The sequence below is a fragment of the Sphingomonas sp. Leaf4 genome (assembly GCF_920939515.1).
Taxonomy (GTDB): domain Bacteria; phylum Pseudomonadota; class Alphaproteobacteria; order Sphingomonadales; family Sphingomonadaceae; genus Sphingomonas.
The window spans coordinates 478,048-498,857 of the sequence record NZ_CAKLBB010000002.1; the positions used below are offsets into that span (position 1 = coordinate 478,048).

Annotated in this window: 17 protein-coding genes, 2 pseudogenes and 1 CRISPR repeat array; of the genes and pseudogenes, 9 read left to right on the top strand and 10 right to left on the bottom strand. The window is 64.5% G+C overall.

Translation table 11 applies throughout. The features are described from left to right. Positions 1–116: 116 nt before the first annotated feature. From LRA89_RS04735 to LRA89_RS04755, 5 genes are all read left to right on the top strand, one after another. Positions 117–1,781 carry a hypothetical protein gene (locus LRA89_RS04735; RefSeq protein WP_230769201.1) on the top strand — a complete coding sequence of 555 codons (1,665 nt, stop codon included), beginning with the start codon at positions 117–119 and terminating at the stop codon, positions 1,779–1,781. A gap of 18 nt (positions 1,782–1,799) precedes the next feature. After that, positions 1,800–3,431, top strand: a complete 1,632-nt coding sequence (locus LRA89_RS04740) for a GDSL-type esterase/lipase family protein (protein WP_230769202.1) — start codon at positions 1,800–1,802, stop codon at positions 3,429–3,431. A gap of 49 nt (positions 3,432–3,480) precedes the next feature. Beyond that, complete coding sequence (locus tag LRA89_RS04745; protein ID WP_230769203.1) at positions 3,481–4,980, top strand: hypothetical protein; 1,500 nt, start codon at positions 3,481–3,483, stop codon at positions 4,978–4,980. A gap of 79 nt (positions 4,981–5,059) precedes the next feature. Continuing rightward, positions 5,060–6,136: a helix-turn-helix transcriptional regulator gene (locus tag LRA89_RS04750; RefSeq protein WP_230769204.1), complete on the top strand. Its 1,077-nt coding sequence runs from the start codon at positions 5,060–5,062 to the stop codon at positions 6,134–6,136. 76 nt (positions 6,137–6,212) lie between these two features. After that, complete coding sequence (locus LRA89_RS04755; RefSeq protein ID WP_230769205.1) at positions 6,213–7,598, top strand: hypothetical protein; 1,386 nt, start codon at positions 6,213–6,215, stop codon at positions 7,596–7,598. Positions 7,599–7,606: 8 nt separating this feature from the next. On the opposite strand, the pseudogene LRA89_RS04760 reads toward LRA89_RS04755, so the two are convergent. Together LRA89_RS04760 and LRA89_RS04765 are read right to left on the bottom strand one after the other, a co-directional pair. Continuing rightward, positions 7,607–7,887, bottom strand: a pseudogene (locus LRA89_RS04760) (transposase); the annotation flags it as partial. A 201-nt stretch (positions 7,888–8,088) separates the two neighbouring features. Further along, complete coding sequence (locus LRA89_RS04765) at positions 8,089–9,090, bottom strand: NAD-dependent epimerase/dehydratase family protein (RefSeq protein ID WP_230769206.1); 1,002 nt, start codon at positions 9,088–9,090, stop codon at positions 8,089–8,091. Positions 9,091–9,155: 65 nt separating this feature from the next. Here LRA89_RS04765 and LRA89_RS04770 point away from each other — a divergent pair, with 65 nt between their 5' ends. Together LRA89_RS04770 and LRA89_RS04775 are read left to right on the top strand one after the other, a co-directional pair. Beyond that, positions 9,156–10,133: a hypothetical protein gene (locus tag LRA89_RS04770; protein WP_230769207.1), complete on the top strand. Its 978-nt coding sequence runs from the start codon at positions 9,156–9,158 to the stop codon at positions 10,131–10,133. A gap of 46 nt (positions 10,134–10,179) precedes the next feature. Further along, positions 10,180–10,638, top strand: coding sequence for a hypothetical protein (locus LRA89_RS04775; protein WP_230769208.1), 459 nt, complete (start codon positions 10,180–10,182; stop codon positions 10,636–10,638). A gap of 36 nt (positions 10,639–10,674) precedes the next feature. Here the strand turns inward: LRA89_RS04775 and LRA89_RS04780 are convergent, their stop codons facing one another. Then, entirely contained in the window at positions 10,675–11,091 is a 417-nt protein-coding gene (locus tag LRA89_RS04780) for a hypothetical protein (protein WP_230769209.1), read from the bottom strand. A gap of 502 nt (positions 11,092–11,593) precedes the next feature. After that, positions 11,594–12,555, bottom strand: a pseudogene (locus LRA89_RS04785) (IS1595 family transposase). 34 nt (positions 12,556–12,589) lie between these two features. Here LRA89_RS04785 and LRA89_RS20605 point away from each other — a divergent pair. After that, positions 12,590–12,889, top strand: coding sequence for a DUF6471 domain-containing protein (locus LRA89_RS20605; protein ID WP_443024933.1), 300 nt, complete (start codon positions 12,590–12,592; stop codon positions 12,887–12,889). Positions 12,890–13,983: 1,094 nt separating this feature from the next. Here LRA89_RS20605 and LRA89_RS04790 read toward each other — a convergent pair. Beyond that, entirely contained in the window at positions 13,984–14,241 is a 258-nt protein-coding gene (locus LRA89_RS04790) for a helix-turn-helix domain-containing protein (protein ID WP_230769210.1), read from the bottom strand. 91 nt (positions 14,242–14,332) lie between these two features. On the opposite strand from LRA89_RS04790, the gene LRA89_RS04795 reads away from it, so the two are divergent. Next, positions 14,333–14,650, top strand: coding sequence for a hypothetical protein (locus tag LRA89_RS04795; RefSeq protein WP_230769211.1), 318 nt, complete (start codon positions 14,333–14,335; stop codon positions 14,648–14,650). 156 nt (positions 14,651–14,806) lie between these two features. Here LRA89_RS04795 and LRA89_RS04800 read toward each other — a convergent pair whose 3' ends face one another. The 5 genes from LRA89_RS04800 to LRA89_RS04820 all read right to left on the bottom strand — a co-directional run bounded on the left by LRA89_RS04800 (position 14,807) and on the right by LRA89_RS04820 (position 20,668). Beyond that, positions 14,807–15,616: an IS5 family transposase gene (locus LRA89_RS04800; protein WP_230769212.1), complete on the bottom strand. Its 810-nt coding sequence runs from the start codon at positions 15,614–15,616 to the stop codon at positions 14,807–14,809. 280 nt (positions 15,617–15,896) lie between these two features. Beyond that, positions 15,897–18,446: a CRISPR direct-repeat array (repeat unit 29 nt; unit sequence GGGTCTATCCCCGCGCATGCGGGGGAGCC). 46 nt (positions 18,447–18,492) lie between these two features. Next, on the bottom strand, positions 18,493–18,807 hold the full coding sequence (gene cas2e, locus LRA89_RS04805) for a type I-E CRISPR-associated endoribonuclease Cas2e (protein ID WP_230769213.1): 315 nt from the start codon (positions 18,805–18,807) through the stop codon (positions 18,493–18,495). Between the two features lie 5 nt (positions 18,808–18,812). After that, positions 18,813–19,712 carry a type I-E CRISPR-associated endonuclease Cas1e gene (gene cas1e, locus LRA89_RS04810; protein ID WP_230769214.1) on the bottom strand — a complete coding sequence of 300 codons (900 nt, stop codon included), beginning with the start codon at positions 19,710–19,712 and terminating at the stop codon, positions 18,813–18,815. Then, positions 19,713–20,489 carry a type I-E CRISPR-associated protein Cas6/Cse3/CasE gene (locus tag LRA89_RS04815; protein ID WP_162233449.1) on the bottom strand — a complete coding sequence of 259 codons (777 nt, stop codon included), beginning with the start codon at positions 20,487–20,489 and terminating at the stop codon, positions 19,713–19,715. Beyond that, positions 20,486–20,668 carry a hypothetical protein gene (locus LRA89_RS04820; RefSeq protein WP_230769215.1) on the bottom strand — a complete coding sequence of 61 codons (183 nt, stop codon included), beginning with the start codon at positions 20,666–20,668 and terminating at the stop codon, positions 20,486–20,488. Before LRA89_RS04820 ends, LRA89_RS04815 begins: the two co-directional genes overlap by 4 nt. Between the last annotated feature and the right edge of the window lie 142 nt (positions 20,669–20,810).

Below are 20,810 nucleotides of genomic sequence, written 5' to 3' on the forward strand. Positions count from 1 at the left end.
GACACCGCCTCACCCGGTGGTTTCCACCGATTACCACTGTTTGCCACCCCTTGCCCGGTTCCTTGCCCTCCGCCTGATCCGCCATCCTTGCCGCACAGCAGACAGGGGGCAGGCGAATGCGGGGCGACATCGGTGCGGCACGACGATCGGGGGCGATGGCGGCGGGCATAACCCTGCTGGCGCTCGCCTCGCCGCTGGCGGCGAAGCCCCGGATCGACCCGGCGGGACTGACCCCCGCCGTCCTGCGCGGCGACGGCGTAGCGGCGCTCCGGGCAGGCGATCCGGCGGGGGCGATCCCGATGCTGTCGGAACTCGCCTCGCGCCAGCCGCGCGACGCGACCGCGCAGACGCTGCTGGCGCTCGCCTATCACCAGTCGGCGCAGGTGCGCGGCGACACCCCCGATCTGGCGCTGGCCGGCTATGAGATCGCGGCCCGCGCCGATCCGGGGGAGATGTGGCCGGCCGCCCTCGCGGGCCGGGCGACGTTCGATCAGGGCCGCTATGGCGAGGCGAGCGAGCATTTCGCCCGCGCCGCCGCGCTCCGCCCGGGCGACGCGCGACTGCTCGGCGCGCTGGCGGCATCGGCCTATATGGCGGGCGATCCGGCGCTGGCGATGCTGGCGGCGACCCGCGCGACGACGATCGACGGCGAACGCGATGCGGGGCTGCTGCGCCTCGCCGCGCTGGCAGCAGCAGCAGCGGGCGATCCCGCCGCCGCCCGCGCCCGCCTCGCCCGGCTACAGGTGGTCGCCCCCGATCTCGCCGCCCCCACCGGCGCGCGCGTGGCGCAGATCGAACGCACCGCCGCGCTCGACGCCGCGCCCGATCCGGCACCGGTGGTCGAGGACGGCGTGCCCGGCCAGGTATCGGTCGACGTCGCGATCATCCTGTCGCAGAACACCCGACGCGAGCGGACGGGGATGAACCTGCTCGACGGGCTGAGCCTGCAATATGGCCTGACCCGCACCGGCACCCGCACCATCCGCGACGACGGTGCGGGCGGCGGCACCAACGAATATCAGCGCGTGCTGACCAGCGCGATCGGCGTGCCGCAGCTCAACTACAACCTCAACCTGTTCAGCCGGGGCGGACAATTCTACTCGGTCGTCGCCCGCCCGCAACTGACCGCCTATCGCGGCGAGGCCAGCGAGTTCTTCGTCGGCCGCACGATCAAGGTCGCGGTCAACGGTATCCAGTCGGGATCGCTCGAACAGATCGACATCGGCGTCGCGCTGAAAGTCACGCCGGTCGAGATCACCGCCACCGGCACCCGCGTCAAGGTGGAGGCGGAGCGCAGCTTCGTCACCGCCGACCCGGCGGGCTCGTTCAGCGAGGCGCTGACCACCTTCCGGCAGAAAGTGCTGGCCACCGCCGAGATCCGCTTCGGCGAGACGCTGCTGCTCTCGGGCCTCAACGAAACCGTCGACGACGCGACCTTTTCCAAGACCCCGATCCTCGGCGACCTGCCGGTGGTCGGCAACCTGTTCCACGAGCGTGCCCGCACCCAGCGGCGCGACGCGGTGATCGTGCTCGTCACCCCCGCCCGCGCGACCGGCATCGCCGCGCGCCCGTTCGCGCGCGGCGACCATGCCGCGCGGCTGACCCGGCTGTGGACGCAGGTGGTCGACCCGGCGAGCAACGCCGCCGCCACCGCCGCCCGGCTGGAGCGCACACGCTTCTTCACCCGCATGACCCGCGGCGACGTGACCATGCCCTTTCCCGACGCGGTGCAGGCGGCGGGCGAGATGCTCTCCGACCTCCTGCTCCCCTCGCATCGCTGACTCGAAAGGATTTCCGACATGTCCAGGACCCTGTCCCGCGCGCTCGCGCTGCTCCTCGCCGCCACCGCGCTGCCGGCACTGGCGCAGGACGCGCCGCCGCAGTTCGTCGCCTATGACGACGTGCCCTTCGGTTCCGGCGACCGTGCGCTGCCGCTGGCGGTGAAGCTCGATCCCGGCGATACCTCGGCCAATATCGCGATCTGGGTTGTCTATGGCGACGATGCGGCCGAGGTGCGGGCGGCGACGCTGACCGGTCAGCAGCCGCGCGGCCGCGTCGCGATCACCGCGACCTCGGCCGAGGGGGTGGCGCGGGCGCGCTTCGTGTTTCCCCATTCCGACAACACGACGCCCAACGCGCAGGATGTCCGCGCGCAAAAGCTGTCGTCGGGCGACCGCGTCTTCTACAAGGTCGTGAAAGCGCGCGGCACGACCCTCGTCGAATCCCCGGTCGTCGCCTTCATCATGCCCGACAAGCTGACCATCGCCAATCTGGGCGATTCCTATGCCAGCGGCGAGGGCGCGCCGTATCGCACCGGGGCGAAATGGGACAATGAACTGTGCCATCGCAGCGGCAATTCGGGGCAGGCGCGCGCGGTCGCCACGATCATCGACGAAAATCCCGAAACGGCCATCGCGTTCAAGAACGTCGCCTGTTCGGGCGCGCAGATCACCGAGGGGTTGTTGCTGTCGCAACTCAGGCCGAGCTGGATCTGGGAAGAGGTCCAGACGAATCTGCAGACGCCGGTCCGGCCGCAATTGGCGGTGGTCCGCGACTGGCTGGCCGACAATGGCTATGCCGAACTGAACATCGCGATGGTGTCGGGCGGCGGCAACGACGTCGATTTCGGCGATTTCGTCCGGGATTACCTCGTCCTGCCGGGCATCATGGGGCCGGACGACGAAGCCGGCGCCAATTTGCGTCGCCGCATCGCGCAGGACGTGCCGCAGCTTTATGCCAGTCTGCGCCAGGCGTTCGACGCGAACTTCACCTACGACCGGGTGCTGGTGTCCGAATATGCCGATCCGATGCGCGGGGCGGACGGCGCCTATTGCGACCTGCCGCCATTCAGCCCGCGATCGGAATTCGCAGCACTCGATGCCGCGTTCCTGCGCCCGCTCAACGCCGCGATCCGCGGCGCGGTCGGCGACGGGCCGAAATGGTCGATGGTGGCGACGGCGGATCGCGCGCGCGGCCACGGGCTGTGCAACGATCGCGAACCCTATTTCAACAACCACCTGATCGCGTCGTTCGCGATGCAGGGCGATGCCTATGGCATTGTCCATCCCACCCGCACCGGCCATGCCAGTACCTACCGGCCGGCCTATGAGATCGCGCTGCGCGACGCGGTGCGCGACATCCGCCGCAAATGGGCGATACTCGCCGCCAAGCGCAGCGCGAGGGAAAAGGCGCAGGCCGCCGCCACGGCCCGCGCCATCGCCGCGCGCACCGCGATCCGTCCCGGTGCCGCCGGCGGCGCGCTGCGCGTCTCGGTGCCCGCCGGGCTGGTCAACCGTCCGCCGCTGACCGCGCCGGCCGGCGACCGGGCGGCGATTACCGAGCTGCTCGCGCGCGCGCGCGCCGAAGCGACGGGCAAGTCGGTGCCGGGTGATCCGCTCTCCGACAACCGCATCGCCGACGGGCGCGAATGATCCGCCGCGTCGCCCTCCCGCATCCTGTCCCGTTCAAGGAGTATCGATCATGACCTTATCTGCCTCGACGTCTGTCCTGTCCCGCCGCCACCTGCTGGCCGGCACCACCGCCGTCGGCGGGTTGTTCGGCATCGGCGCGCCGATCGCCGCGCAGCCACGCTTCACCAAGGCACCGGTCAAGCTGCCCGCGCTGTTCACCGCCATCCCCGACGGGATCAAGGGGCCATGGGGGCTGGTGCGCGCCACGGTGATCGACGGCGAACTCTGCCCGTTCCTGATCCGCTCGGCCGATGGCAACGGCCTGTTCGATTTCGGTGGGCGGATGGCGACGATCCGCCTCGGCGACGAGGCCACCGGCCTGACGCTGACCGCCGAAGGGTTCGCGGTCGGCAAGGACAAGCCGCGCCCGCTGAAAGGTAATCTCGCGGTGCTGGTGAAGCTGATCCGTGGCAACAAGGGCTGGACGCGCAGCGCGATGCAGCTCCGCTCGGCCTATGCCACCGCCTTCCCGGTGCTGGCCGCACAGAAGAAGCAGCCGGTCGGCAAACAACAGATGGCGACGCTCGGGCAGGTCTGGGACGATCTGGGCAGCGCGGCCCACTGCACGACCACCACTATCACCGAATCGGTCGAACGCCGGGTGAGCGAGACGGTCAACGTCTGGATGTCGGCGCAGGAACGCTATGCGAAGTGTTTCGACGAGACGGTGCGCGACAGGGACGGGGCCTGCGGATGGTTCGGCGCCGGCGATCCCTCGTTCCAGCCCGCGCGGGTCTGTGCCGCGACCTTTTGCGTGGGCAAGGGGTTCGTCGACATCGTCGTCGGCACGATCACCGTCTGGTCGACCATCGTCGATGAAGTCACGCGCGAAGTGACCGAATGCACCGCGCCGCTGCGCGGCTATCTGCCCGACCGGTTCGACCTGCCGACCCTGCCGATCCCGGAGATCAAGGAACCCGATTTCATCCGCCAGATCCGCGAAGGCATCATGCAGTCGCAGGACGTGCTGCGCGCGGTGCAGTTGCTGCGCCGGCACCTCGACGGCGTGCTGTCGGAACTGGGGCCGTTCCGCTGCTTCATCGAAGGCGAATGGAGCATCGCCGCGCTGCCATTGGTCGCGGGCATCGGCATCCCGTTCGGCGTCAACATCTGCATCGATGCCGCCTGCGCCCGGTCGCTGACGCTCGACCGGGTCGCGGCGAACACCGCCGACGCGCTCGGCACCGCGCTGTCGCTGCTGGCGACGTTCCATTCGGGGGTCGCCACCGCGCTCAACATCGCGCCGATCGCCGAACTGGCGACGGCGGTGTCGGGCCTGGGGCCGATGGCGGTCGCGGCGGGGGCGGCGATTGCCTCGCTACTGATCGCGGCCATCTATCATGCGGTGGTGATCTCGGCGCAACTGACGCTCGCGCTGCGCTTCAGCGACGTCGCCGCCGATGGCAAGGTGTGTTTCCATCACCCGACGCTGGCCGCCGCGCTGCTGGCGGCGGTGACGGTCGGGTCCTTGTCGCCGGTGCTGCTCACCCCGCCGCTGATCGTCAACTGACCGGCGCGGGCCGCCCGCCGCGCGATCCTCTGGGCGCGGCGGGCCGGCGCGGGTAGAATGGCCGGCAAAGGGAGGGCCGATGCGGATCGAGGACATATATGCAGCGGCGTTCGGGCGCGAACATCTCGCCACCCTGCTCGAACAACTGGTGCGGTCGTTCGATGCCCAGTCGGGGTTCCTCGCCTGTACCGTGCCCGACGGTGCGGCGTTCCAGGCGCAGTTCGGCAACGACCCCGCGTGGCTCGACCTGTATGCCACCCGCTATCACCAGCATGACATCCTGTTCCCCCGGCTGATGCAGGCGGCCGAGGGACAGTGCGTCACCGCGCACGCGATGCTGGCCGAACCGGCGGTGCGCGCCAGCATCTTCTACCGCGACTATCTGGCGCCGATGGGCGTGGTCGACAATCTGGCGGTCAATCTGTTCAAACAGCCGGGGCTGAGCGCGCATCTGGCGCTCATCCGGCGCGGTGCCGTGGCACCCTTCGCCGATACCGATCGTGACCGGTTGCAGGCGCTGGTCCCGCATCTGCGCCGCGCGGTCTATGTCGGGTCGCACCTGTCGCGCGCCGTCGACCAAATGGCGGCGCTGCGCACGCTGGTCGCGGCGCGCGGCGATGCCGTGCTGATGCTCGATGCCCAGCACCGCGTGATCGACCATGATCCCGCCGCCGCCGACCTGCTGGCGCTGCGCCACGGCGAACCGGTGCGCCTGCCCGCGCTGGCCCGCGCGATCAACCTCGCCCGGACCGGGGGACAGCCGGTCGCGGTCGAACTGGCGGACGGTGTCGCCACCCCGCTCCCGGTGCTGGTGCAGGTCTTGCCGGTGATCCGCGACCGGTTCGCCGATCTGGGCGACACCGGCGGCATCGCCTGTATCGTCCACCTTACCCGGCTCGACCGTCCCTCGACCATCGCGATCGGCGCGATCGCCGCCTTCTACCGCCTGACCCCGACCGAGGCGCGCGTGCTGGACGATGTCGTCACCCATGCCGACCTGATCGGTATCGGGTCCCGGCTCGGCATGGCGCGGGCGACCGCGCGAACCCATCTCCACCGCATCTATGAAAAGACCGCGACCGGCGGACAGGCCGCGCTGATCGCACTGGCGCATCGCTTCGTCACCATTTCCGGCGGTGACGCCCTAAACAGATGATGGACGCACGCCGCCGCCCACCGGGGTAAACATCTGCGCAGACGGGCGGGGTGGGGCGATGCAGACCACATTTGACATGGATCGCGCAACCGCATTGCCGGAGCGGGACGTCGCGTCGCGCTTCGCCGAGGACCGGATCGATGGCTGGAAATCGATCGCGGCCTATTTCGGGCGCGACCGGACCACCGTCATCCGCTGGGCGCGCGAACGGGCGTTGCCGGTCCATCGCCTGCCCGGCGGCCGGGTCGGCACCGTCTATGCCCTGCGCGGCGAACTGGATCGCTGGGCCAGCGTGCCCGTCGATGGCGCGGATGCGGTCGACGCCGTCGCACCGGCACCGCCCGCGCCGCCGCCCGCCGATACCGTCGCATCCGCGCCGGTCGCCCGGGGTCGTCCTCGTCCCCGCCTGCTGGCGATACTGGCGGCGCTGCTGGTGATCGCCATCGTCGCGCTGGTGACGGTGTGGCCCGCCGCACCGCGCGCCTCGGGCGTCGTGCTGCCGGCCGATCCGGCGGTGGCGTCGCGCTTCCTGATGGCGCGCGATCTGGTCGCCGCGCGCAGCCCCGCCACGCTTGCCCGTGGCGTCGCGCTGCTTCAGGCTGTGACGACCGCCGCACCCGGCTTCGCGCCGGGCCATGCGGCACTTGCCGAGGCGCTGCTGCTGTCGCGCGAATTCGCGCAGCAGGACGATGCCGAGGCGTTCGACCGCGCCCGAGTGGCGGCGCGGCGCTCGCTGCGCCTTGCCCCCGACCTGCCGATGGCGCGCCGCGCGATGGGGTTCATCGCCTATTGGGCCGATCACGACCGGGCGGAAGCCGATCTGCAATTCGGCGCGGCGCTCGCCGCCGATCCCGACGATGCGCTGACGCGCTTCTGGTACGGCAACATCCTGTCCGACCGGGGCGACCATGTCGCGGCCTTGCGCGAACTGGACCGCGCCCGCCTCGCGCTGCCCGGATCGATCGCGCTGATGACCGATTACGGCTGGGCGCTCTGGGCCGCCGGCCGCGATGCCGAAGGCCGCGCCATCCTCGACTGGGTCGAACGGGCGCACCCCGATTTCCCGGTAGCGCATGAATGTCTCTCCATCGTCGCGCTGGTCGAGGGTGATTTCACCGCCCACGCCCGCCACGTCGTCCGCGTGGCCCGGTTGCGACAGGGGCGGTCGCTGCAACGCGACGCCGCCGGACTGGACCGCGCGCTCGCCGCCGGTCCGGCGGAAATCCGCCGTGTCGTCACCGACCGGGCGGTGCGGCAATTGCAAGCGGGCACGGACCCGTCCCCCGCCGTCGCGATGCTGATCGCGGCACGGGCCGGACGATGGGACGCGGTCGCGACCCGCCTGCGCATCGGCGAGGCTCGCCGCGAACGCTGGGGCGAGGCGGGGATTCTCGATCGCGTGGTTCGCTTATCCCCCGATGCCAAGGTCTGGGAAGCACGCATCGCCCGCCGGAGAATCTAGAGTCGAAGTCGATTCAGTCGCGCGATCTCCGACGCTTGGTCAGCCAGCGACGGCGGTGGTGATGCAGCGGACGTCGCTGCCCTTGACTGTGCCGTGCCGCTACGGATTATCGCCCGCCAGTTCCGTAACATCGATGGCGAATTCCTACCTCGGTCGCCACCTGCATCAGCGGTCGCCCGCTGCTTTCCAGCAGGGCAACCGTCTCCCGCTTGAACTCGGGAGAAAATTTCCGCCTCGTCTTTGGTACTGTACACCTCCATGCTCTTACGGGCTTAGCAAAGGTGTTCACTAAATCGGGGGATCGTCAGCGACGAAGCCGTCCGGGTTGTAGGGGATGTCCCCGCCGCGACTGCCCGCACATCCGGCCAGCAACGCGGCCGACGTGCCCATTGCCAACCATGTCCTGGCGACCGACGTTCCCGGTCCTTCTCCGTTGGACCGTACGTTCTGCGATAGGCGCGCTCGACGCACTGCGCAAATGCTGTCGCGTTCAGCGTCCGGTATAGTCGCGATACCAATCGACGAAGCGCGGCACGCCGACGGTGATCGGCGTCGTCGGGCTGAACCCCAGATCGCGGCTGATCGCGCTGATGTCGGCGCTGGTGCTGGGCACGTCGCCCGGCTGGATCGGCTGATAGTCGCGGATCGCCTTGCGGCCGAGCGCCTCTTCCAGCGTCGCGATCAGCGTCTCCAGCGCTTCGGGCCGGTTGTTGCCGATGTTGTAGAGCCGGTGGGGCGAACGGCTGCCCCCGGCTTTTTCCTCGCCATCGTCGAGCGGTGGTCGGTCGAGTGCCGCGACCACGCCGGAGACAATATCGTCGATATAGGTAAAGTCGCGCACCATGCGTCCGCCGTTGAACACGGTGATCGGCCGTTCGGACAGGATGGCGTCGGTGAACAGCCACATCGCCATGTCGGGCCGACCCCATGGGCCATAGACGGTAAAGAAGCGCAGCCCCGTCTGCGGAATGCGGTAGAGATGGGCATAGGTTTCGCTCATCAGCTCGTCGGCGCGCTTGGTCGCGGCATAGAGCGAGAGCGGGGAATCCACCCGGTCCTCCACCCGGAACGGCTGGGCCGTGTTGCCGCCATAGACCGAGGAGGACGACGCATAGACGAACGGCACCCCCGGCCGCGCCCGCGCGACCTCGAGCATGTTGAGATGGCCGACCAGGTTCGCGCGGACATATTTGCGCGGTTCGAGGATCGAGTAACGCACTCCGGCCTGCGCGGCGAGATGGACGATCCCGTCGATCGCATCGGTCTCCAGCGCGGCATCGAGCGCGACGTCGTCGGCAATATCCACGTCGCGCAGCGTGAAGCGGCGGCCGTGTTCCGATGCCTTGATCGATGCGATGCGGGCATGCTTCAGCGCAACGTCGTAATAAGGCTCGAAATTATCGATGCCGATCACGTCGCGCCCGCTGTCGATCAGCCGGCGCGCGACATGCGAACCGATGAACCCGGCGGCTCCGGTGACGACGATACTCAAGGCCTGTCTCCGTCTGCTGGTAACGCAAGGAAGCGTCCGGGCTTTGCCGTTGCCATAGATTTGCTGTGCGGGCAGCATCAAAACGCGAGCGAATCCGACGGAGCAATGCGCTGCCGCCTTCCCGCCGTTTCATTTCCGTGCGGCAACCAGAACGAGGAGGAGGACAGGTCAGCGCAGGAACTGACGAGCCTACGAAGACGCCACGGGCCCTTCGCGATACGATCCAGAGCGACATCGAAACGGAAACGGCCATCCAGCTTCGGTTCGATGGCGATCGGGTCGAGATCTGGCGCGTGATCTATTCGATGGCCACGAAGCTCGCGACGCTGCGCAGCAGACTGGAAACCGTCAGGGCGAACAAGAAAACCGACAGCTTTCTGGTGGACAAGGCCATCGTACAGTCGAACGCCGAATCCAGACTGGCCGTCGCCGATGTCTTGCAACCCGGCGGTATCGTATCGATCCAGCGGCTCAAAAGGTGCCTGCTTCCGTTGCGCCTGCGGTTACGCTTCCCGCCGATCGCAAGCATGGCGGAGATCGGCGCCTTCTTATCGTTAGCGGAGCGCGGAGGCTATCTGGTGCTGAAGCCGTCCCGCCCATGGAACCATCCGCTTCGTACCCAGCGGCCGATCAAGCTTCGCTGCAGCCCGCTGGTCGTGTCGTCGGTGGACGGCATGCGGGCGACGATCATCATGGTCCATGGCGACGAGCGTACGCTGGCCCGTTTCGACGTCAGTCTGGACAAGGTCAGCCCTGATCCGGTGTGGCAATGGAAGATCACCGCGCACGTCGATTCGTATAGCGGCGTGATCGGACAGCCGGTTCTGCTTGGCGGCAAGCCGCCTGCCGACACGATCGGTGCATTCGCCGTTCGGTGGAGCAATGGTATCGCCATCTATGGCGTGAAAGCCGACGGCACGTTCAAGGATTTGTTCGACGGACACCGCTACGACCCGGGATGCACCTATTCCGGCAGGGTCTATCCCCGCGCATGCGGGGGAGCCATGGACTGGCACAAGTGGCGCGTGTCCGGCATTATGTAGCAAATGCACCACAAACGATGGCGTATAGCACCGTATAGCGCGCTATATGTTGCGTATGAGCGACACGGAATATGTTCAAGCGGTTCACGGTTTGCTGCGGAAGCGCGGTGAGTTATCCGCGTTGGAGGCTGACCTTCGCGGACGCTTGGATGAGTGTTTGGTATCGATGCCGGCGGTTGAGCGTGCCATCCGGGTATTCCGGCCTGATGCGGATATTGGCGATCTGCCCGAGCGTCCAGCGCCGCCGATGATTCCTGCGCTTCGTGCTGAGGTACGTCGGTTCATCATGGATGAACTTCGCGTTGCACCTATGCCCGTTACAACGACAGCGTTGGCCGCAGCATCGATTAGGAAGCGTGGATTGGACCCATCGGATCGAGTTATCCGAACCGTCGTGAAGAAGAGGATTGCAAAAGCTTTGGTCAAACTCAAGGCGGAAGGGTTGGTGACGGGGGCTATGGAACAGCACACCCGCCAATTTCCATGGACAACTATGAATAATTAAATTGAAAATGATGCAAATAACATCACATCAATTCTATTAATCTTTATCGGGAAGATTCTCATTAATCCAATACCCTTCGGGGGTGCTCACGAAATCGGGCGACCTCCACAAGATTGTCCCTAGGTTTTTTGCCTTATCGACGCCATTGATTCGAACGTTCATATCATCCAGAACTTCAACAAGTTCGAAACGGTTCATTGGACGCTTAGCGCTACTCAAGACTTTTTTCGTGGCTTCTACAACCTGATCTGTAGAGTACCTTCTGTTCTGAATATGGTTTCTAAGGCGCTCTTCGGAACGTTTAATTATTTCGTTCGTGTCGAGAAGATTAGGTAACGCACCACCGTTATAATCCTCAGCCATTTTTAAAAAATTTTCGACCTTCTTAAGCTCAGCTTGAAGGCTCAGTCTCTTCTGCATAGCTTTCTTGATGATGTCGTTAGAATCGGACATTTCGCTCCCTCACTAGCGGCAATATACAGAATCATGCCCAGCAACACAAGGGACACTTACGAAGCACATGTGTCCTCACCGGCGCAACGGGGGTTGCGTCGAAGTTCAGCGCAGGCTATGAGTGCTGAACTCCTGCCATGGCGAACCACGTTCGGGCAGGGGCTAGGGGGCTGTATGTAGGTAGATGCCGTGCGGGGCTAGGATGCCGCATAGCAAAAGGGGCCGCCGAAGCGACCCCTTCCGTCAGGAATCGAATGGCGGGAAGCCATGCAATCTCCAGCGTGAACAACTGTGGATTCGCATTTCTTCGCGTGCATTGCAACAGGAAGAGACGGATGCGACGCATTCGCGGATACATCCGCTTTCGTCGGGGGCGCTGGGAAACCGTGTGCGCTCACTGGCGTCGCCGCTAACGGTTAGGTAGCCGTTAGTTCGATCATTCTTGTCGCCGCCAGTGTGCGCGGCGTCGCAACTAGGGCCACTTTAGGTGGCCCATTTTTTTCTAGCAGGCACGGCGTTGCCAGTATCCTTTCCACTGACGCGATGGCTTCAACGCAAGCGCCGCCTCGGCCAACATCACCGTCTGCGTCCCGTTCGACACCCGGCGGTTGTCTTCCCGCCACGACATCTCCGATGCATACGCGCCAAGATACGGTCCAGCGATGTGATGATGGACACCAACCTCCGCGCGACGAAGCCGGGAAAAATACTCTCGGCCTGATTCGTCGTCACACCCCGATCCATGTATCGTTGAGAATGGTTCACCCGCAACGTTTCGTGCGTCAGGTGGAACCGCTCCCACGCATTGCTCTCATCGGCGATCAACATCGTGTTACGTTCGACCCGCTGTTGAACGACCGGCGCACCGGCAGCTTCCGATGCAGCCACGAAGGCGAGAGAGCGTCCCCGACGTTCGCGCATGATGATGACCGACTGTCGTTTGCCCGTCCGATGTTCGAGCAGACGACGATCCTTTCGGTCCTTCTTCTCGTTCGCCGGTTTGACGTAACCGCCGAAGTACGCGCCATCGACCTCGACGGTGCCTGACAAGGTTCGATCCTTGAACTCTGCTGCCATCGCTTCGCGCAGCTTGTGCGTCAGGATGAACGCCGTCTTGTACTGCACATCGAGATCGCGGCTCAGGTGCAGAGCGGCAACGCCCTTCGCGCCATGCACGAAGATGACGATCGCCGCGATCAACGTGGTGAACGGCAGCTTGCGGCTGGCGAAAATGGTGCCGGATGTGACGCTGAACTGGTGGTGGCAGGCCATGCACTTGAACCGGCGGCGGCTCTTTATGTCGTATGTCTCCACACACCCGCACTTCGGGCAAATGGCTTTGCCGTCCGTGTCCGGCCAGCGCATCTTGCGGAATGATTCGTAGGCCGCATCCTCACTCATACGGAATACCGACCCCAAGCTCAGGGTTCGTGCTTCCGCAGAAAGGAGGAAATTCTGTACCAATGCCACCACATGAGTTGCTTATGCATCGCATACGATGGCAATTTATCCTGATTGCAAGTGTTTTTGCATCGTGTATGATGGCAAAAACATCGGGAGCGTGACATTGCTAAGTGATCAAAACTGGGAGGATCGTGTCAAAGGGGTTCTGAAGGCGGAACTCAAGCGACGCGCAATCTCTTATCACGATCTCGCGAGCCGGTTGCAGACAATCGGGGTGGAGGAAACAGAGCCTAACATCCGCAATAAGATTGCTAGGGGTAAGTTCACTGCCGTGTTCTTACTCCAATGTTTAGAAGCAATTGGCGTCCGCACTCTTCGGCTAAAGGAAGATTGAATGGGCGGCAAGTCGAGCGGAGACAGGGCGACGATCCTAATTTGGGAGTTGGACCTGTCGCTCGCCGGTAAAGTTTACTCTCCGAAGACGATACCAGTTAAACGAACACGTCAACGGATTGGCTCGTTCGTAGGTTGCGAAGGAGAGATTGAGCGATTTTCTATTCGCCAAACTATACCGGATCAGGGATACGACGCATTCTGCCCTCCGACGCAGAGGCAATACGATGCTGTTATGAGCTTCTTTTTGGAGCCATGCGAAACACGGTTTCAAGCACATACCCTACTCAGCGCAAAAAGTTATGCGGATAAAGTAGCGCGTCGGTTCCCTTTTAATTCTTCGAGGCGGCATCTTCTTTGGATTTGCACAACAGCCTTTATCCTTTCGGATAGCGATCTGCGTTCACTTGTCAGAACGTGGAGTGTTGCGCACGACCATCTATCACCGTCCGCGACTACCGGCGTGTATTTGCGCTGCTACAGGAAGATAGTGGCGTACGCTGAAAAATTGGTCGCTGACATACAGAGCCAAGGTGCTTCAGTATTTGGGTAGCTACGGCAACTAAATGCTCTTTCGGGTATGCGCAGAATAAAATCCCTCCATCTTGCACAAGACTGGGAAACTCTCGGACGCAACCGAATGCTTTATGGCATTAACCCACTATTCCGTGATGACGAGCGCTTATACGAATAAGTGGCAATGAAACTAAATATAATATGAAAATTTTGAAATTACTCTGGAATAATCTCGGAAAATTTGCCGGTGAGATTCCTGAATACGATCCATCGAAAACCAAATGCCGATCGCTGCATTGGTCAAAGATAAGTTTTACCCGACGATTGATGATCTATACGGAATACTATCTAATTAGTCGGGTCAAAAGTATTTTTGCGCGTCACTAAGTAGTTTTCAACAAATTCTATGAACTTGTTTTGCGCTTCTATATGACCATATGACGATCGTCCTCTGGTATGACTTTATCTACAAGGGTAGGTATCTGGATAGTTAGGTTTCCGAGTTGCGCGGTAAAATAAACGCGCCATTCTTTACGCGCTAGAAACCAGTAGGGTTCGGTTTGGTGGAATTTAAAGCTGTCATCCATTTTCACCCTCTAAGTATTTTATTACGTTCGAGTGCAGTGCGATAGGTTCTTGCTGAAGCGCAAACGCAATATCGTAGAGCAACAGCACGTCAACGCCCTGATGTCCGCCTTCGATCTTGCTGATGTATCCCTGAGTCCGACCGATCCTTTCGCCGAGTTGGATTTGCTGCAAGCCAGCCGCTTCACGAGCGGTCCGCAGCGCTTTTCCGATCGCTTTCTGGCGATGAAGGTTGGTCGGCAGGCCCACCACCCAACGGTACCCTCGACTCCGTTACATTCCATTTTGGAATGTGGTTCACCCATCGCAGTGGCTTGTCATAGCAGGGCAGATAGGGGGCAGAGTGAGTGGAATGTTTCGGAACGTGTTAGGCGATACAGTCGAGAAGTCGTCTGGTTGTTCGATCCTTCTGCTTCTGCTTCTTCCCTTCGCAATATGGCAGGTTTCTCAGGACGAAAAAAAGGAAGAAAAGGAGAATGCTGAGTATCAAAAGCAATCTTGTCGAATCGAGCGTAGTATCAGCGAGGAAGAATCCATCGCTCGCTGCGAGAATGCAGCCGCCCTGTTCAACAAGGATATATCCGCTGATCCTAGAGAATTAGCGATATGTGTTGAGCAACGCGAGAGTACGCTCAAGCGTTGCGACAAAATGGGGCTGTAATATGTGCCGTATTGCTATGATGGCCATGTGTGCCGCGCTACTGACGCGCTTCCAAGCAAATCGAGCAGGTTCATAACCAGTAGCTTGCTGCACCAACCACTTAATTTCTAGCGTCGAAGCATTTTGATCCAACGATGAATCAATCTCTAGAGGCTGTTATGAACTTGCGGTGAGCGCGGCAGCCTGCTTCATCATGAGGCAGGCGAAGGCGACGACGTGAAGTCCTGCGAGTGTTTTGGCGTAGCGTTCATAGTCTTTGACGAGGCGTCGGAAGCGGGTTGCCCAAGCGAATGACCGTTCGACGACCCAGCGGCGCGGCAGGAGGACGAACCCGCGTTTTGCCTCAGGCAGTTTGATGACTTCCAGCGTGATGCCATGGGCAGCTGCGGCCTTCGCGGCACGTTCGCCCGTATAGCCTTGATCGACATATGCGATATCGACGGTATCGCCCGTGACGGCCTGCACGGTGCGTGCGAGGCGTTCTACTTCGCCGCGATCCTCGGCACTGGCTGGCGTCACATGCAGCGCGAGCAGGTGCCCCAGCGTATCGACGGCCATGTGGATTTTTGACCCTTTCTTCCGCTTGCTCCCGTCATAGCCGGCGCGCTCGCCACTCTCAGGCGTGAAGCGCAATGTCCGGCTGTCGATGATCGCGGCAGTGGGCTCGGCTTTGCGGCCCGCCGCCAGGCGCAGCACCGCGCGCAGGTCATCCACCAGCGCCTCGAAGCAACCCGCCACCAGCCAGCGTTGCGTCTGCTGGTACACCGCCGCCCAAGGAGGCAGATCATTGGGCATCCACCGCCACGGCGCGCCAGTCTTCACGATGTAGCGCAGGCCGTTGAACCCTTCGCGCAGATCATGCTCACGCTGGCCCGCATCCTCGCGCTGCAACGGCAGGTATGGCGCGATCAGCGACCATTCTTCATCGCTGACGTCGGACGGATACGGCTTGCGGAAAATGCTCATCTAGTAACGGATGAATCACACCCACACTCAAGTCCATAACAGCTTCTAGGCGAAGCGAAGCTGGAAAATCAGCACACGATCCCGGCTCTTGATTAAGTCCGACGTAGGCCTCTATTCTGACTTCTACCTTGGTATCGATCGCTTCAACCAGCGCCATGTAGCGACGCATCATTACTGTTGTGTCCATTATTCTATTTATAAATCGCCGAAGGTAGGTCGCCGCTCACGCCAATTTTCGGCGTTGGTGCATTTGCTACATAATGCCGCGCGTGTCGGGGTGGGGTCCATCCCCGCGCATGCGGGGGAGCCTGCGTCGTTGACGGGATCACGCTGCTGAACCCGGGTCTATCCCCGCGCATGCGGGGGAGCCGTGACGAAGATGCAGAAGATGGCGCGAGCGCAGGGTCTATCCCCGCGCATGCGGGGGAGCCTTCGTGATCGATCGGCTTGAGGATCGTCACCAGGGTCTATCCCCGCGCATGCGGGGGAGCCGCACGTCGCCATTGTCACCGAACCCGCACCGGGGGTCTATCCCCGCGCATGCGGGGGAGCCGCGAAACAGTCCTACGCCATCGACGAGGCCGCGGGTCTATCCCCGCGCATGCGGGGGAGCCTATGGCCCGCTGTTCGATGAGATGGACGGCCGGGGTCTATCCCCGCGCATGCGGGGGAGCCACGCCGTGTCTGTCGACCAGCGTCATCGCCGCGGGTCTATCCCCGCGCATGCGGGGGAGCCGCCGCTGTAGCTGATGAAGTCGAGCCAGTGCCGGGTCTATCCCCGCGCATGCGGGGGAGCCGTGGCGGGGGTGGTGGTAACGCCAACTATCCAGGGTCTATCCCCGCGCATGCGGGGGAGCCGTGAATGTCACTCGGCGGATAGCGGCAGCGGCGGGTCTATCCCCGCGCATGCGGGGGAGCCCGTCGCGTGGTGCGATGCGAGGAGACGGCATGGCGGTCTATCCCCGCGCATGCGGGGGAGCCGAGCTGGTCACCAACCAATGGGTGATCAAGAAGGGTCTATCCCCGCGCATGCGGGGGAGCCTACTTGACCAGCGCAGGCGTCCCGCCGACCGAGGGTCTATCCCCGCGCATGCGGGGGAGCCGTCGCCTTGTTCGCGATTGGCACGTCGGTTACGGGTCTATCCCCGCGCATGCGGGGGAGCCCGTCGAACAGGTCCGTCATCGCCTCGCCTCCCGGGTCTATCCCCGCGCATGCGGGGGAGCCAGCCAGTCATTCATCTTGCCGGTAGCCGGATCGGGTCTATCCCCGCGCATGCGGGGGAGCCCAGATCGTGCTAGTCGGCATCAGATCGGCAAGGGGTCTATCCCCGCGCATGCGGGGGAGCCATTGGCGTCTCGCTGGCAGGCGGGCAGAATCCGGGTCTATCCCCGCGCATGCGGGGGAGCCACGGCGATCATGCGACGTCGTCCAGATCAAACGGGTCTATCCCCGCGCATGCGGGGGAGCCAGGCGCTACGTGGGGCAACTAATGTTGGGTTAGGGTCTATCCCCGCGCATGCGGGGGAGCCGGGCGCGTTCCGGGCGGATCGGTCGGCAATGAGGGTCTATCCCCGCGCATGCGGGGGAGCCCTCAGCCAGTCCGAGCTGGCGCGGCGCGCGAAGGGTCTATCCCCGCGCATGCGGGGGAGCCGCCGGTATCGATCCCGCTCGCCCGCTGCCCGAGGGTCTATCCCCGCGCATGCGGGGGAGCCCCGATTAGCGACCACGCCGCGTCGGTCGCGGTGGGTCTATCCCCGCGCATGCGGGGGAGCCATGTCGGTCGCGGCGGGCGCATTGCTCCGCCCGGGTCTATCCCCGCGCATGCGGGGGAGCCTTTGAGAAGTTTCCCCAGTCATTGATGAACTTGGGTCTATCCCCGCGCATGCGGGGGAGCCGATCACGCGCGGCGATTTCGCTTTGCTCGCTGAGGTCTATCCCCGCGCATGCGGGGGAGCCACCGCGCACCTCGCCAGCGAGGCCGGCGGGGCGGGTCTATCCCCGCGCATGCGGGGGAGCCGAAAACCTCGACGCGCGCGAGGGCGGCGATCAGGGTCTATCCCCGCGCATGCGGGGGAGCCATGCGATCCCGATTGCGCCCGAGCAGGACGCGGGGTCTATCCCCGCGCATGCGGGGGAGCCCGCGCTACCCTCGGGCAATGCGACAGTCGGGAGGGTCTATCCCCGCGCATGCGGGGGAGCCGCCTGTTGGTTCATCTGCCGGCGTTAACGATGGGGTCTATCCCCGCGCATGCGGGGGAGCCCATTATGACTGGTACGCGAAGGATATTATCCGCGTCTGCGAATATTACGAGGGGTCTATCCCCGCGCATGCGGGGGAGCCCATCTGCTTGATCTTATGTGCCTTGCGGGACTGGGTCTATCCCCGCGCATGCGGGGGAGCCCGATCTGCCGCATCGTCTTCACGTCGAAGCCGGGGTCTATCCCCGCGCATGCGGGGGAGCCTTGAGCGTGCCTTCCGCGACCATGCCGGCGTTGGGTCTATCCCCGCGCATGCGGGGGAGCCTCGTCCAGCCGCGCCGCCTCGTCGACGCAGTCGGGTCTATCCCCGCGCATGCGGGGGAGCCTGCATCGCGCATTACCTGCGCCACGGCTTCCAGGGTCTATCCCCGCGCATGCGGGGGAGCCAGGCCTACGAGCAGGAGCAGCGACTCACTGCTGGGTCTATCCCCGCGCATGCGGGGGAGCCGGCACGCACCTCACCTATGGCGAAGTCGATGGGGGTCTATCCCCGCGCATGCGGGGGAGCCTTGACCGGGTAGGCATCTGCGACCCGTCCGTATGGTCTATCCCCGCGCATGCGGGGGAGCCCCTCCCACCTAACTGGCTGTTCTCTCTCACAATGTCAAAGATCCATTCAATCCTCTGTTCGACCGGGGAGGGCGCGGCGGACCAGGAGGATGCCGTCGTACGCCGTCACATCCTTGGGCGGTTCGCCCAGCGTTGCAAGCCCCAGACCGCCGGCGGCGGCGGATTCGGCCCAGCACATCACGATGCTGCCGCGGCGCAGGCGGCCGTGCCATTCCTCGACCACGGCCCAGATCCGGCCGCGAACGCCAGCACTCATCCGGGGCTGGGCATAGACACCGGGGGCCAGTTCAAGCATCGCCGAGCCGAGGAACCCGCGGTAGCGATCCTCGACATCGCGGGTGATGACGACGGTAAGCGGCATAGCCGTCAGGCCACGCCCGCCGGGGGCGCCGGGGGTGGCGTTTCGCCCGGGAGCAGCAGCGTCTTGATCCGGTCGATCATGCCGGGGATGACGGCACGCTGACGGAACAGCAATGCCGAGCGTTTGCGCACCAGACGTTCAATCGGGGCGGCGCCCCGCGCACGCGCATCGCGGACGGCGCCGAAGGCAATGTCGAGCAGCACGTCGTGGCGATAGAGATCGGCGATGTCGAGGACGAAGCTCTGGCCCGAATCCTCATGGACGAAGCCCAGTTGCGGGATCGCCCCGGTCGCCGCCACCGCGACGCAGGCGGCGGCGGTCATCGCCGATCCGGCATGGTTGATCGCCTGGTTGGCGAGATCGCCGGCTTCGGGGTTCTCACGGTCGTAGCGTCGCCCGTTCCACACGATGCCGTGTCGTTCGGCGGCGAGCGCATAGGCCCGCTTGATCCGCGCGCCCTCCTGTCCGCGCAGCACGGCGATCTCGCGCGTCCGCACGATCTCGCCGAAGCGCATCGCGTACATCGCGCGCGCGGTTTCCATACGCAACTTGGGGTCGGCCCAGCGCGTGACCTGTGCCCGCGCCAGCGCCGAACTGTCGGGCATCAGCGGCGGTGCGGTATAGAAGCGGACCGCGCCGTCGCCGATCGCCGCCAGCGCGCATCCGTGGCGGGCGAGCAGGCGCAGCGCATCATGGGTGACGCTCGATCCGGGGCCGAGCAGCACGATCGAGATGGCGTGATAGGGGATCTGATAGTCCCCGGCCGCCATCTGCCCGCCGCCCGCGGTCACGAACCGCAGGCAGCCGTTCTCAACTTCCAGCCGCCCGCGATCGAGCCAGACCAGCCCCTGACGGTCGGCATGCGGGATGCGGGCTTTCTCGAGGCCCAGCCGACCGGAGAGCATCTACCCGTTCCGCCCCGGCGGCCGGAGCAGCAGCATGCCGAAGCCGAACGCGGCATGCCGGCCGACGCCGCGCGCCAGCAGCGCGGCGAACCGGTCGGGGTCGGTCACGCGCAACGTACCCGCGAGGAGGGCATCCGGTCCTTCCACCGGGCAGGTACGCGCCGGCTTGTCGGGCGTGGCATGCCGGCTGCGCCGGGTGCGCTGGCGCAGCGCCATGCGCAGATCGACCGCCTCGATTTCGGCGATCCCGTCGAGCCGGGCGAGCAGCCAGTCGCGATAGACGTGTTCGCGGTGGACGGTCTTGCTGTCGCCACCTGCCGCGACCACCCGTTCGCAGGCCGCGACATAGGCGTCGATCTCGCTCGCGCTACGTTGCCACGCGTCCTGCCGCCCGGCCCGTTCGGCGCGCTTCTTCTTGCCGAAACGGACGACCGGGCGGGCGCGAACCTCGAAATCATAGCGGCTGCCGGCGCGCCACGTCGCCGGCATTTCCTGAACATCGGGCGGTGTGGGAAAGACCGAGCGCAGCAGATCGTCGGCGGAGGGAAGGGCCGCCGCATCATCAAGCGCCGACCGGTCGGCAACATAGCCCAGCAGATGCGGACCGCGCGGATGTTCGGCGAAATAGCGGAACGGTTGCGGGGCGGCGCTGCTGAACCGGTTGCGAAGCGCATGGTGCAAGGCATAGCCGCCGTCATCGTCGGCCAGCCGCCGCTCGGCGGCGTAGACGGCGAGCGGATGCCGGTCGATCGCCAGCCGGACGAGATGCAGCGTCATGCGGTCGTCTCCGGCCATGCGATCGATCCGCGCATCACCCGGCGCAGTCCGGCATGGACTCCGGCCGGCCAGTGGCGTTCGTCGGTCAGTTCCTCTTCCTCCGCACTTGCCACGTCCATTGCTTCGCCGATCGGCCATTGCGCGGGCAGGGTGGCGGCCGCGTTGAAGCCCGTCGGCAAGTCCTTGAGCAGCGCTAGAGCATAATCCGAACGGCGTGAATCGTTGAGGGATTCCCAAGGGGACTGAAGTCTGATTCAAGCCTGTCACCGGCGACAGGAGGCCGGTCAGATGGGCAAGCCGTTATCGATGGACCTGCGGGAG

What these genes read in the sequence shown, in the direction of transcription:
- LRA89_RS04750 (WP_230769204.1), top strand. Translation starts at nt 5,060, where the DNA reads ATGCGGATCGAGGACATATATGCAGCGGCGTTCGGGCGCGAACATCTC.
- LRA89_RS04815 (WP_162233449.1), bottom strand. Translation starts at nt 20,489, where the DNA reads ATGACGCTGCATCTCGTCCGGCTGGCGATCGACCGGCATCCGCTCGCC.
- LRA89_RS04735 (WP_230769201.1), top strand. Translation starts at nt 117, where the DNA reads ATGCGGGGCGACATCGGTGCGGCACGACGATCGGGGGCGATGGCGGCG.
- LRA89_RS04780 (WP_230769209.1), bottom strand. Translation starts at nt 11,091, where the DNA reads ATGTCCGATTCTAACGACATCATCAAGAAAGCTATGCAGAAGAGACTG.
- LRA89_RS20605 (WP_443024933.1), top strand. Translation starts at nt 12,590, where the DNA reads ATGGCAATTTATCCTGATTGCAAGTGTTTTTGCATCGTGTATGATGGC.
- LRA89_RS04800 (WP_230769212.1), bottom strand. Translation starts at nt 15,616, where the DNA reads ATGAGCATTTTCCGCAAGCCGTATCCGTCCGACGTCAGCGATGAAGAA.
- LRA89_RS04775 (WP_230769208.1), top strand. Translation starts at nt 10,180, where the DNA reads ATGTTGCGTATGAGCGACACGGAATATGTTCAAGCGGTTCACGGTTTG.
- LRA89_RS04755 (WP_230769205.1), top strand. Translation starts at nt 6,213, where the DNA reads ATGGATCGCGCAACCGCATTGCCGGAGCGGGACGTCGCGTCGCGCTTC.
- LRA89_RS04745 (WP_230769203.1), top strand. Translation starts at nt 3,481, where the DNA reads ATGACCTTATCTGCCTCGACGTCTGTCCTGTCCCGCCGCCACCTGCTG.
- LRA89_RS04740 (WP_230769202.1), top strand. Translation starts at nt 1,800, where the DNA reads ATGTCCAGGACCCTGTCCCGCGCGCTCGCGCTGCTCCTCGCCGCCACC.
- cas1e (WP_230769214.1), bottom strand. Translation starts at nt 19,712, where the DNA reads ATGCTCTCCGGTCGGCTGGGCCTCGAGAAAGCCCGCATCCCGCATGCC.
- cas2e (WP_230769213.1), bottom strand. Translation starts at nt 18,807, where the DNA reads ATGCCGCTTACCGTCGTCATCACCCGCGATGTCGAGGATCGCTACCGC.